We start from the raw sequence: 12,173 nt of genomic DNA on the forward strand, positions 1-12,173 counted from the left end.
TTCAACCAGCGTCGGAGAGACAGAGATGAAGACGGAAGAGACGGACGGGGGCACCCTGGAAACCTGGACGCCGGACGAGGTGGGCGCCGCCCTCGAGGCCGGCGAGATCGTCCTCATAGACGTTCGAACGCCGCAGGAATACGCCCTCGAGCGCATTCCGGGCGCGCTCCTTTTCCCGATGTCCCATTTCGATGCCGGCGCCCTGCCGACGCAGGACGGCAAGCGCATCGTCTTCCACTGTGCCGGTGGCGCGCGGTCCGAGAAGGTCGCCCGCGCGGCCCTGGCCGCCGGCCTCGATCCCGTCGCGCATCTCGGCGGCGGCTTCGGCGTCTGGAAAGGCAACAAGCGCCCCTATCTCGGCACGGACATGGCCACCGGCGCACCGAAACTCATGAACGGCTGATCCGGGCGGACCGGTCCTTTGCCGAACGAAAAACCCCGGGCACGATCCTGTGCCCGGGGCAATCTTGCTGGCCATCAGGCCGGGGCGATCAGCCGCGATGGAATTCCGGGTAGGCTTCCATGCCGAGCTCGGCAGTGTCGAGGCCGGCGATCTCTGCTTCTTCGCTGACGCGCAGGCCCATCACCGCCTTCAGGATGAACCAGACCACCAGCGACACCACGAAGACGAACACGCCGACGATGACGATGGAGATGAGCTGACCCATCAAGGTCGCATCGGGGTTGGTCAGGACCACGGCGAGCGTGCCCCAGATCCCGGCGAAGAGGTGGACCGGGATCGCACCGACGACGTCATCGATCTTCAGCTTGTCGAGGAACGGGATCGCGAAGACCACGATCACACCGCCGACGGCACCGATGAGGGTGGCCGCGCCGAGGGTCGGGGTCAGCGGCTCGGCGGTGATCGAGACGAGGCCCGCGAGAGCGCCGTTCAGGACCATGGTCAGGTCGATCTTGCCGTAGAGCATCTGCGTCAGGATGAGCGCCGCGATGGCACCGCCCGCTGCGGCCGTGTTGGTGTTGGCGAAGATCCGCGAGACGTCCGCCACGTCGCCGACGGTTCCCATGGCGAGCTGCGAGCCGCCGTTGAAGCCGAACCAGCCGAGCCACAGGATGAACGTCCCGAGCGTGGCGAGGGCAAGGTTGGAACCGGGCATCGGGACCGTGCGGCTGTCGACGTACTTGCCGATCCGCGGGCCGAGGACGATGGCACCGGCGAGGGCTGCCCAGCCGCCGACCGAGTGAACGACCGTGGAGCCGGCGAAGTCGAGGAAGCCGAACTGGCTGTCGAGGAAGCCGCCGCCCCATTTCCAGGACGCCTGGATCGGGTAGATCAGCGCGGTCAGGATGATGGTGAAGACGAGGAACGGCCACAGCTTGATGCGCTCGGCGAGCGTGCCCGAGACGATGGAGGCCGTGGTGGCGCAGAACATCAGCTGGAAGAAGAAGTCCGAGCCGGTGGAGGCGTAGCCGTAGTCGTCAGCGGCATCCCGGCCGACGCCGACCGCTTCGAGCACCGCGACACCGAAGGCGCCGAGATAGCCACCGGTTTCATCGGTGCCGATGGTCCAGTTCCCCAGCGGATACATGATGTTGTAGCCGATGAGATAATAAAAGATCGCGGCGAGCGAGAAGAGCGCGACGTTCTTGGTGAGCTGCATCGTGACGTTCTTGGACCGCACGAGACCGGCCTCGAGCATGCAGAAGCCCGCGGCCATCCAGAACACCAGGAAACCGCCGATCAGAAACAGCAGTGAGTTGAAGATGAAGACGCTGTCGGTGGACGCGGCGGCGAGGTCCGTCGTGGCCTCGGCGGCTTCAGCGGCCTCCTGCGCCATGCCGAGACCCGGCGCGAGCGCCAGGACCGCGACGAGCGGAAGGGTGGACTTGAGTTTCATTGGATCGGTATCCCCTGTCTGTTCCGGCCGGCGCTTAAAGCGCGTTATCGTTGGTTTCGCCCGTGCGAACCCGGACAGCCTGGCCCACGTCGAGAACGAAGATCTTGCCGTCGCCGATCTTGTCGGTCTTGGCGGTGGCCGCGATCGTCTCCATGACCTGATCGGCCATGGCGGCGCTGACGACGATTTCCAGCTTCACCTTGGGCACGAAGTTCACGGCGTATTCGGCGCCCCGGTAGATCTCGGTATGGCCCGATTGCGAGCCGAAGCCCTTGATCTCGGTTACCATCATGCCGCGCACGCCGATGGCGGTGAGCGCCTCGCGCACCTCCTCCAGCTTGAACGGCTTGATTGCAGCAATGATGAGTTTCACTAGTGTCCCCTTCGGCTGAACCGGGCGTATCTCCGGCAGTTCACGGCGCCGAAAAGGCACGCAAAGGGGGCACGCATTCAAGAAACGGCGCTCGCCACGCCTGCTGCATAACGCGCACATGCCTAAACTTTAGGCGCTCACACGGTGGTGACCACTTTTTGGGCAGGGAATGAAAATCAAAACGTGACCACTTCCCATCTCCCCAACTGGCGCCGGGTTCGGTAAGCACGGTCCCAATCGAGCAGAACAAGAAACCGAAAGGGGCGAGCGCCATGAGTTCAGGCAAGCGGCCCACCCTGAGAGGCGAACGTCGCGCGGGACCCACCAAGTCGAAGCGCCAGCCCAAGCCCGCGAAGTCCAAGCCCGCCCGCACGTCAAGGCGGAGCCGCCGTGCGCCTGCGCGCCGCCGGCGGGGCGGCCCCCTCGGCTGGATCGCCGCGTTCATCCGCCTGCTGATGCGGGTGATCTTCGGTCTCGTCTTCCGCACCGCGCTGATCGTCTGCCTGCTGATCGCCGGCGCCGTCGGCTATTATTACACGACGCTTCCGCCCGTGGAGGCGCTGGTCGATGGCCGCGCACGCGGCTCCGTCACGCTCCTCGATCGCAACGGGGACGTCTTCGCCTGGCGCGGGGAGCAGTTCGACACCATCACCTCGACGAGCGACGTGAACCCCAACGTGGTGAACGCCGTCATCGCCACCGAAGACCGGCGCTTCTACAGGCATTTCGGCGTCAGCCCCCGCGGCGTCGCCTCCGCCATGCGCATCAACCTGCGGGAGGGCCGCGGGCCGCTGTCCGGCCACGGCGGCTCGACGCTGACCCAGCAGACGGCCAAGCTTCTCTGCCTCGGCGATCCCTACGACCCCGATTCGGGCATGTCCGAAGCGGAGTACGAGGAGGATTGCCGCCGCACGACCGTCGGACGGAAGATCAAGGAAGCGATCTACGCCATGGCGATGGAGGCGCGGTACACCAAGGAGGAGATCCTCACGATCTACCTCAACCGCGCCTATCTCGGCGGCGGCGCGCGCGGGTTCGCCGCCGCGGCCGAACGCTATTTCGGCGCTCACGTGAGCCAGCTCGATCCCGCACAGTCGGCCATGCTGGCGGGTCTCCTCGTCGCCCCCTCGCGCTATGCGCCGACCTCAAGCCTCGAGCGGGCGCAGTCGCGGGCCGAGACCGTGATCCGCCTGATGTACGAGCAGGATTACATCACCGCGGCCGAGCGCGATGAGGCCTGGGCGCACCCGGCGGAGCTCTCTGCCGCCGCCGAGGCGCGCGCCGGCGGCTACTTTGCCGACTGGGTGATGTCCTCCGGGCCGGACTTCCTGACACGCAACACCACCGAGGACGTCGTCATCGGCACCACGCTGGACCAGGAGATCCAGCGCGCGGCCGAAGGGGCGCTGGCGGACATCTTCGAGCAGAAGGTCCGCGAGGGGTCGGAGGCCGAGGCCGCAATCGTTGTGATGAGCGCCGACGGCGCGGTCCGCGCCATGGTCGGCGGACGTCGCAGCAAGGTCTCCGGCGCGTTCAACCGCGCAACGATGGCCAAGCGTCAGTCCGGCTCCTCCTTCAAGCCGTTCATCTACGCCGCCGCGCTCGACATGGGTCACTCCCCGCTCGCGACGGTGGTGGACGAGCCCTGGTGCATCAACGTCCCCGGCTCCGGTCAGTATTGCCCGAAGAACTACACGCGGGACTTCAAGGGCCGCGTGACCCTTGCGGACGCCCTGAAGGACAGCCTGAACGTGCCGGCCGTGAAGGTGTCCGAAGCGGTCGGACGCGACGCCGTGCGCACCGTGGCCGAACAGTTCGGCATCGTCAGCGACCTTGCGAACGGCCCGGCCCTCGCGCTCGGCGCCTCAGAGACGTCCCTTCTCGAGATGACCGGCGCGTATGCCGGCATCCTCAACGGCGGCCGCTCCGTGTCGCCCTACGGCCTTCTCGAACTCCGGATCGAGGGAGAGGGCGAGGCCCTGATGGGACAGGACGGCGGGTATGGCGAGCGGGTGATCTCCGAGCACGCCGCCCGGGAGCTCGTCTGGATGATGAGCCGCGTGATCGATAGCGGCACCGGCGGGCGCGCGAAGCTCGGCGACCGCCCCGCCGCCGGCAAGACCGGCACCACCTCCGCTGCGCGGGATGCCTGGTTCGTCGGCTTCACCGCCGACTACGTGGCCGGCGTCTGGATGGGCTACGACGACAACACGCCCCTCTCCGGCGTCACCGGCGGTGGCCTTCCGGCGGAGATCTGGCACGAGGCGATGATGCGCATCCATGAGGGCATGGAGATCAGTCCGCTGCCGATGGACGTGCCGCAGCAGCAGGTCGCCGCGCCCGCTCCGCAGCAACAGCAGCAGCCGCAGCAGCAGGCCCCCGCGTACCAGGGTCAGACGCAAACCGCCGGAAACCAGCAGCGGCAGCAGCAGCAGCAGCAACAGCAACAGCAACAGCAACAACAGCGGCGACAGCAGCGGCAGCCCGACAATATCGGCGAGCGCATTCTGATGGACGTGCTCGGAACCATCCTCGGGGGTGGGAACTGACCCGCCCCGGCAAAGCGGAGCCGTCCATGACGACGCTGAACGTGGAGGTTCGCCTCGACTACGATGCCGTGGAGCCGACCGCGCTCCTGCTTCAGATCGAGGCCGCCGAGACGGAAGGCCAGCGCATCGTGTCGTCCGACCTCTCCGCGCCGGGGACGGACGAGATGTGGCGCGTGCCGGCCGAGGACGGGATCGGGGAGCGTCTCTGGCTTCGCTGCGAGGATGCGTTCCGCTGCACCTATCGCGCCCGGATCGAGGTCACGCGGGATGCGGCGCCGCTGGACGGCCTTGCCGAGACGCCGCTCCATGCGCTCCCCGGCGAGGCGGTCCCCTATCTGCTGCCCTCCCGTTTCTGCCCGTCCGCACGGTTCGAGGCCCTCGTCGAGGATCGCTTCGGCGCACTTTCGGGCGGCGCGAAGATCGCCGCGATGCGCGACTGGGTCGAAGCGTCTTTCTCCTACGTTCCGGGCGCGAGCAATGCCGATACAGACGCGGTGGACACCTTCCTCTCCCGCCGCGGGATCTGCCGCGACTACGCGCATGTCCTCGTGTCGCTGGCGCGGGCGGCGACGATCCCGGCGCGGATGGTTGCCGTTTATTCCGCAGCGGTGACACCGCCTGACTTCCACGCCGTAGCCGAGGTCTACCTGGGCGGCGCATGGCGCATGGTGGACCCGACGGGCATGTCCGATCCCGCGGAGCTGGCCGTCATCGGCGTCGGTCGGGACGCGACGGATATCGCCTTCCTGACGTCCTTCGCGCCCATCTCGCTGAAATACCAGTCAGTGTCCGTTTCCCGCGGGTGACACTCCCGCGCCCTCTCCGCGCGATCCGGCTTCCCGCACCGCTGCGCCCGCGATAGTCAGGCCGTATGGCACGTTCAACACGATCAGGTGGTGCGGGGCGAAAGTCGTCGCCGCGCAGCGGAAGCGGTCGCGGCAAGGGCAGGCCGGCGACCCCGCCGGGCAAGCGCGCGCGCCGCTGGGCGATCCGGCAGGCGCTCCGGCTTTTCGGCGCCTTCGTGATCCTCCTTTTCCTCGCAATTCTCGTCTTCCGCTTCGTCGCCCCGCCGACGACATGGACGATGGTGTCAGAAGGCCGCAGACTCGACGGGATCACGCGCGAATGGGTGCCGGTGGACGAGATCGCACCGGTGATGCTGCGCTCCGCCGTCGCGGCGGAGGATGCCAACTTCTGTCTCCACTGGGGCTTCGACATGAGCGCGATTCGTCGCGCGCTGAACGAGGGCGCGGTCCGCGGCGCCTCCACGCTGTCCCAGCAGACGGTGAAGAACGTCTTCCTCTGGCAGCACCGCTCCTGGGCGCGCAAGGCGCTCGAAGCGGGGATCACGCCGGTCGCGGAGATCGTCTGGCCCAAGCGCCGGATCCTGGAGCTCTATCTCAACGTGGCCGAGTTCGGCGAAGGCATATTCGGCATCGAGGCGGCGGCGAACTTCTATTTCGGCACGACGGCGGCGAAGCTCACCGCCCGGCAAGCGGGGCTTCTCGCCGCGGCCCTGCCGGCGCCCAAGGCGCGCAACCCCTCCGCGCCGCCGGACTGGATGCGCCGAAGGGGAGCTGCGATCGAGGACGGCGCGGCCACCATCGCGCGCGACGGCCGTGCGGCCTGCTTCGAGCGCTGAGCCGGCGGCGGGGCGAACGAAAACGAAGACCCCGGCCCCCGCGACTGTTGACGCGTCTCGGGATTGCACTCTGTCGCCTCAGACGGCATCACCATTGAACCGCACTCGTTTCAGGTCCGCTCCATGAACCGTCTTTACCACGTCCCCCTCTCTCCCTTCTGCCGCAAGGTCCGCCTGGTCCTTGCCGAGAAGCGGATCGAGGTCGAACTGGTGGAGGAGCGCTACTGGGAGCAGGACCCCGATTTCCTGCGCCGCAACCCGGCCGCCAAGGTACCGATCCTGCGGATTGGCGGGCGCTTCATGCCCGAGAGCCAGGCGATCTGCGAATATCTCGAAGAGATCGAGCCGACGCCGGTCCTGATGCCCCGCACGCCCGAGGACCGCTACGAGGTCCGCCGCCTCTGCGCGTGGTTCGACGACAAGTTCCACAACGAGGTCACGGCGAACCTCGTCTACGAACGGGTGAACAAGAAGATCACCGGGCAGGGCTATCCTGACAGCTCCCGGATCAAGGCCGGCTCGAAGGCGATCAAGTACCACCTCGACTACATGCACTGGCTTCTCGACCAGCGCCGCTGGCTCGGCGGGGACCAGATGTCGCTGGCGGACTTCACCGCGGCCGCGCACTTCTCCTCGCTCGACTACATCTCGGACGTGGACTGGAACCGCTCGGAGAACGTCAAGGACTGGTACGCGAAGATCAAGTCGCGCCCCGCGTTCCGCGGCATCCTTGCCGATCAGGTCTCGTCCTTCCGCCCGCCCCCGCATTACGCCGACCTCGATTTCTAAGAGGCGCCGCGCTCCGCCCCGAGCGGGAGCATGGACGTCGGCTTTTCTCTCGGGCGCGCGGGGCCTAGAACAGAGGCACCGGCAGACCAGCGCGCGAAAGGGCCGAACCCATGAGCCATCCCAAACCCGTCGTCCTGTGCATTCTCGACGGCTGGGGCATCGGCGGCCGACGTGAAGGCAACGCCCCCGCCCTCGCCGAGACACCCAATTTCGACCGGCTGATGGCGACCTGCCCCAATGCCACCCTGACGACCTACGGCCCCGATGTGGGTCTTCCGACCGGACAGATGGGCAATTCGGAAGTCGGCCACACCAATATCGGTGCAGGCCGCGTCGTCGCCATGGATCTCGGACAGATCGATCTTGCCATCGAGGACGGCAGCTTCTTCGAGAATGACGCGCTTCTGGGCTTCATCGACACGCTGAAGGACACGGGCGGCACCGCGCACCTGATGGGCGTCGCCTCTGACGGCGGCGTTCACGGTCATATCGACCACATGGTCGCGGCCGCGCGGACGATCGCGGAGGCCGGCGTGCCGGTCGCGGTCCATGCGATCACGGACGGGCGGGACGTGGCGCCCAAATCCGCTGACGGCTTCATCGCCGAGCTCGAGAACCGCCTGCCGGAGCGTGCGTACATCGCAACGGTGACGGGCCGGTACTATGCGATGGACCGGGATACCCGCTGGGATCGCGTACAGAAGGCCTATGACGCCATCGTCTCGGCGGACGGCGTCGGCGCGCCGACGGCCGAGGCCGCGGTGCAGGCGTCCTGGGAGGCGGGCAAGACGGACGAGTTCATCCTGCCCGTGGTCATCGGGGACTATGCCGGCGCGGCGGACGGGGACGGCATCTTCTGCCTCAACTTCAGAGCCGACCGGGCGCGGGAGATCCTCGCGGCAATCGGCGATCCGGACTTCGCCGAGTTCAGCGTGGAGGGCCGTCCGGACTTCGCCGCCCTGCTCGGCATGGTCGAGTATTCGGACCGGCACATGGCATGGTTCGAGACCGTCTTTCCAAAGCGGAAGATCGTGAACACCCTCGGCGCATGGGTCGCCGCAAAGGGGCTTCGCCAGTTCCGACTCGCCGAAACGGAAAAGTATCCTCACGTCACCTTCTTCCTCAATGGCGGCAAGGAGGAGCCGGAGACGGGCGAGGACCGCTACATGCCGAAGTCGCCGGACGTCGCGACGTATGACCTGCAGCCGGAGATGTCCGCCCCCGAAGTTACTGCGAAGCTCGTCGAGGCGATTGGATCGGGCTACGACCTGATCGTTGTGAACTACGCCAACCCCGACATGGTGGGTCATACCGGCGATATCGACGCCGCGATCGTCGCCTGCCAGGAGGTGGACCGGGGTCTCAGCCTCGCTCTCGAGGCGCTGGACAAGGCCGGCGGCGCGATGATCGTCACCGCCGACCATGGCAATTGCGATACGATGCTGGCCGAGGATGGCAGCCCCCATACCGCCCACACGCTGAACCCCGTTCCGGTCATCGTCGTGGGCGCGCCGGAGGGGGCCGATCTTAAGAGCGGGCGTCTCGCCGATCTCGCCCCGACACTGCTGGAGCTGATGGGCGTCGAGACCCCGCCGGAGATGACCGGCGTCTCCCTCCTCTCCTGACCTCCTTGCGCGGCCTCGCCCATATCGCCCTCGCCCTCCTCATGGCCGTCCCCGCCACGGCACAGGAGGGGCCTGCCGCCGCTGCGCGTGCGGCCTCCGCCCTTCTCGAGGAGGCTTCGGCTGGGCTGGAAGCGGCCACCGGGCGGCGGGAGAGGGTGGCTGCCCTTACCGGCACCGTGCGCGCCTACGAGGAAGGTCTCGCCGCGCTTCGCGACGGGATCCGGGATGCGGCGGCGCGGGAGCGCGTCATCGAGGCAAATCTTGCTGGCCGCGAGGAAGAGCTGTCCCGTCTGCTCGGCGCGCTGTCCTCCATCGGCAACTCTCCCCCACCCGTCCTGATGATGCACCCGGACGGCCCCCTGGGCGCGGCGCGCTCGGGCATGATGCTCGCCGATGTCGCCCCCGGCCTCCGCGCGCAGGCTGATGCACTGAGGGCGGACCTCGCCGAGCTGAGGCTGCTGCGCGCCCTGCAGGACGGCGCCACCGAAGACCTGGCCCGCGGCATGTCCGAAGCGCAGGCCGCGCGGCTCGCCCTGTCCCAGGCCGTGGCCGAGCGCACGGACCTTCCGCTGCGCACCGCAAGCAATGCCGACCAGATGGCGCGCCTCGCCGCCGATGCCGGCTCACTGGCCGAGTTCGCCGCCCTGATCGAACCCCTGCCGGACCTGCCCGAGGGCGAGACCGGCCCGCGGCCCGGCGCCCTGCCCCTCCCCGTCAACGGACAGATCATCCGCCGCTACGACGAGATCGGAGCGGACGGCATCGCGCGGCCCGGATGGTCCATCGCCACGCGCCCCGCGGCCCTTGTGACGACGCCCCTCGGCGCGACGGTGCGCTATGCCGGGCCTCTTGCCGGGTACGGGAATGTGATTGTCCTTGAGCCTGCGCGCGAAAATCTGATGGTGCTCGCCGGGCTGGACGTGGTCTATGGTGCGCCGGGCCAGGTCCTGCCCGCCGGAGCGCCAGTCGGCGTGATGGGTGGGGGCAGCGGCCCGGACGACGAGGCGATCCTGACCGGCCCCGGCACAAGCGCTGGTGCGACGCGCAGCGAAACGCTTTACTTGGAAGTCAGAGAGGGCGACGCCCCGGCGGATCCCGCCACCTGGTTCGCCGCCACCGAAAAAGGATGAGGAACAGGATGAGGAAATTCGCGATGGCCGCCGTGGGCGGCACCCTTGCGGGCGCGCTCCTTACCACGCAGGTGGCCGGGCCACTCCTGGCACAGGAAGCCGAACGGAACGTCAATATCTACGAGCAGCTCGACCTGTTCGGCGACATCTTCGAACGGATCCGCGCGCAATACGTGGAAGAGGTCGATGAGGAGGAGCTGATCGAGGCGGCCATCAACGGCATGCTGACCTCGCTCGACCCCCATTCCAGCTACCTCTCCCCCGAGGATGCGCAGGACATGAGGGTGCAGACCCGCGGCGAATTCGGCGGCCTCGGCATCGAGGTGACGCAGGAGGACGGCTTCGTGAAGGTCGTCTCCCCGATCGACGACACCCCGGCCGATGAAGCGGGCATCGAGGCGGGCGACTTCATCACCCACGTCGATGGTGAGAGCGTTCTCGGCCTCACCCTGGACGAGGCCGTGGACCTGATGCGCGGGCCTGTCGGCTCCGAGATCGTCATCACAGTGGTGCGCGAGGGCCGCGACGAGCCGTTCGACGTGACCATCGTGCGCGACACGATCACGCTGACGGCCGTGCGCACCCGCGTCGAGGGCGATACTGTCGTGCTGCGCGTGACGACCTTCAACGATCAGACCTATCCCAACCTCGAGAGCACGCTGGCCGAAGCGATCGAGACGCATGGCGGGCCGGATTCCGTCAACGGCATCGTGCTTGACCTGCGGAACAACCCCGGTGGCCTCCTGACGCAGGCGATCGCCGTGTCGGACGCCTTCCTCGACAAGGGCGAGATCGTCTCGACGCGCGGACGCATGGCAAGCGAAGGCGATCGCTACAATGCCGAGCCGGGCGATCTTGCGAACGGCAAGCCTATCGTCGTGCTGATCAACGGCGGCTCGGCCTCCGCCTCCGAGATCGTCGCAGGCGCGCTCCAGGATCATCGCAGGGCCATCGTCGTGGGGACCAAGAGCTTCGGCAAGGGCTCCGTGCAAACCGTGATGCCGCTGTCGCAGGACGGTGCGATGCGACTGACCACCGCGCGGTACTACACGCCGTCGGGCCGCTCCATTCAGGCGCTGGGGATTTCCCCGGACATCGTCGTGCAGCAGCCGGCCGCAGTCCCTGCCGATGAGGACGAGGCCGACGAGGGCGCAAGCGCCGTCATCAACAACCGGTCCGAAAGCTCCCTCCGTGGCGCGCTCGACAACGACAGCCTGACCGAGGACGAGATCCGCCAGATCGAGGAAGATCAGGCCGCCGCCGAGAAATCCGCGGAACTTCGGGAAGAGGACTATCAGCTCGCCTACGCGATCGACATCCTCAAGGGCCTCTCCGCCCTCGGTCCCGAGGCGCGCCGCGTTGCCGCCGAGGAGCTGGCCGGCGACGATGAGTCAGCCGAGAGCGACGAGGACGCCGGCGCAGAGGCGCAGTAAAGCCTCCCGCCCAAAAAGAATGGAGGACCGGTCCGAAATGGGCCGGTCCTTTTTTTCATCTGAAGATGACAAAGGGAGGGGACGGGCGGCGGAGCACCTTCGTCACTCGGGCTGCTCGTTCTCCCGGACCGGCTCGGCCTCGCTGGGGACACCGTCGTCGATCATCAGGAGCGCCACATCATCGTAGAGATGAACCCAGGCGACCCGTTCGCGCTTTGTCAGGGGCGGGACGAGATGCTTGTCGAAGGTGCGCATCAGGGCAAGGCCCCCGGAGGCGTAGTCGATGGGAACGACCCCATAATCCTTGTGACGGTTGCCGAGTGCGCGCGCCTCGATCTCGAACAGAGCCGGGTCGTGAAGATGGTCGACCAGGAAGCCCATGGTGGACATGAACTTGACGTATTGCCCCTCCATGTCCTCTTCGAACAATTGCCGGTACTGCGGGCGCAGATCGAAGAGGGTTCGGTAGAAGGTCCTGGCGGCAACCGGTCCCAGCGCTGCCATGCGGCGCCACGTTCGCGTCACTCGATCGACATCGGAGGGCGTGAGGTGAGGGTGCTGTCCCATGGATGCAGCGTTTCATGGTAGCGCTCGCGGGCGCCACTTCTAGGCGAATTCCACGACCGCCCCTACAATCTTGCAGGCAAGTGGCGATTAATGAGGAAATGAGCGATCGGCGTCTCGAAACCGCGCAGACCGAGCGCGACGTCCGATCGGCTTCTCTTTCCACGCCGGACCGTTCGCTGCCCGGCACGTCGAGCGGAAGCACGCCT

The 12,173-nt window shown here is 67.3% G+C and carries 11 protein-coding genes; 8 read left to right on the forward strand and 3 right to left on the reverse strand.

All coding sequences use genetic code 11. From position 1 onward, the window contains the following. The first annotated feature begins 25 nt into the window (after window positions 1-25). Window positions 26-403, forward strand: a complete 378-nt coding sequence (locus DQG15_RS12555; protein WP_116085757.1) for a rhodanese-like domain-containing protein — start codon at window positions 26-28, stop codon at window positions 401-403. Window positions 404-491: 88 nt separating this feature from the next. Here DQG15_RS12555 and amt read toward each other — a convergent pair whose 3' ends face one another. Together amt and DQG15_RS12565 are read right to left on the reverse strand one after the other, a co-directional pair. After that, window positions 492-1,859: an ammonium transporter gene (gene amt, locus DQG15_RS12560; RefSeq protein ID WP_116085758.1), complete on the reverse strand. Its 1,368-nt coding sequence runs from the start codon at window positions 1,857-1,859 to the stop codon at window positions 492-494. Window positions 1,860-1,893: 34 nt separating this feature from the next. Beyond that, entirely contained in the window at window positions 1,894-2,232 is a 339-nt protein-coding gene (locus DQG15_RS12565; RefSeq protein WP_116085759.1) for a P-II family nitrogen regulator, read from the reverse strand. A 272-nt stretch (window positions 2,233-2,504) separates the two neighbouring features. Between DQG15_RS12565 and DQG15_RS12570 the strand changes: the two genes are divergently transcribed. From DQG15_RS12570 to DQG15_RS12600, 7 genes are all read left to right on the forward strand, one after another. Further along, complete coding sequence (locus tag DQG15_RS12570) at window positions 2,505-4,781, forward strand: transglycosylase domain-containing protein (RefSeq protein ID WP_116085760.1); 2,277 nt, start codon at window positions 2,505-2,507, stop codon at window positions 4,779-4,781. Window positions 4,782-4,807: 26 nt separating this feature from the next. Continuing rightward, entirely contained in the window at window positions 4,808-5,587 is a 780-nt protein-coding gene (locus DQG15_RS12575; protein WP_116085762.1) for a transglutaminase family protein, read from the forward strand. 65 nt (window positions 5,588-5,652) lie between these two features. Beyond that, entirely contained in the window at window positions 5,653-6,423 is a 771-nt protein-coding gene (gene mtgA, locus DQG15_RS12580; RefSeq protein ID WP_116085763.1) for a monofunctional biosynthetic peptidoglycan transglycosylase, read from the forward strand. Between the two features lie 123 nt (window positions 6,424-6,546). Then, window positions 6,547-7,212 carry a glutathione S-transferase family protein gene (locus tag DQG15_RS12585; RefSeq protein WP_116085765.1) on the forward strand — a complete coding sequence of 222 codons (666 nt, stop codon included), beginning with the start codon at window positions 6,547-6,549 and terminating at the stop codon, window positions 7,210-7,212. A gap of 110 nt (window positions 7,213-7,322) precedes the next feature. Further along, window positions 7,323-8,837, forward strand: a complete 1,515-nt coding sequence (gene gpmI, locus DQG15_RS12590; RefSeq protein WP_116085766.1) for a 2,3-bisphosphoglycerate-independent phosphoglycerate mutase — start codon at window positions 7,323-7,325, stop codon at window positions 8,835-8,837. Between the two features lie 41 nt (window positions 8,838-8,878). Next, entirely contained in the window at window positions 8,879-9,967 is a 1,089-nt protein-coding gene (locus DQG15_RS12595) for a murein hydrolase activator EnvC (protein ID WP_116086320.1), read from the forward strand. An 8-nt stretch (window positions 9,968-9,975) separates the two neighbouring features. Beyond that, the gene (locus DQG15_RS12600) at window positions 9,976-11,400 is read left to right on the forward strand and encodes a S41 family peptidase (protein ID WP_116085768.1); all 1,425 of its coding nucleotides are present in this window, start codon (window positions 9,976-9,978) and stop codon (window positions 11,398-11,400) included. Window positions 11,401-11,502: 102 nt separating this feature from the next. On the opposite strand, the gene DQG15_RS12605 is transcribed toward DQG15_RS12600, so the two are convergent. Then, window positions 11,503-11,967 carry a globin domain-containing protein gene (locus DQG15_RS12605; protein WP_116085770.1) on the reverse strand — a complete coding sequence of 155 codons (465 nt, stop codon included), beginning with the start codon at window positions 11,965-11,967 and terminating at the stop codon, window positions 11,503-11,505. Window positions 11,968-12,173 lie beyond the last annotated feature (206 nt).

It is taken from the genome of Tropicimonas sp. IMCC34011, from assembly GCF_003390865.1.
In the GTDB taxonomy this organism is placed as follows: Bacteria; Pseudomonadota; Alphaproteobacteria; order Rhodobacterales; family Rhodobacteraceae; genus Tropicimonas_B.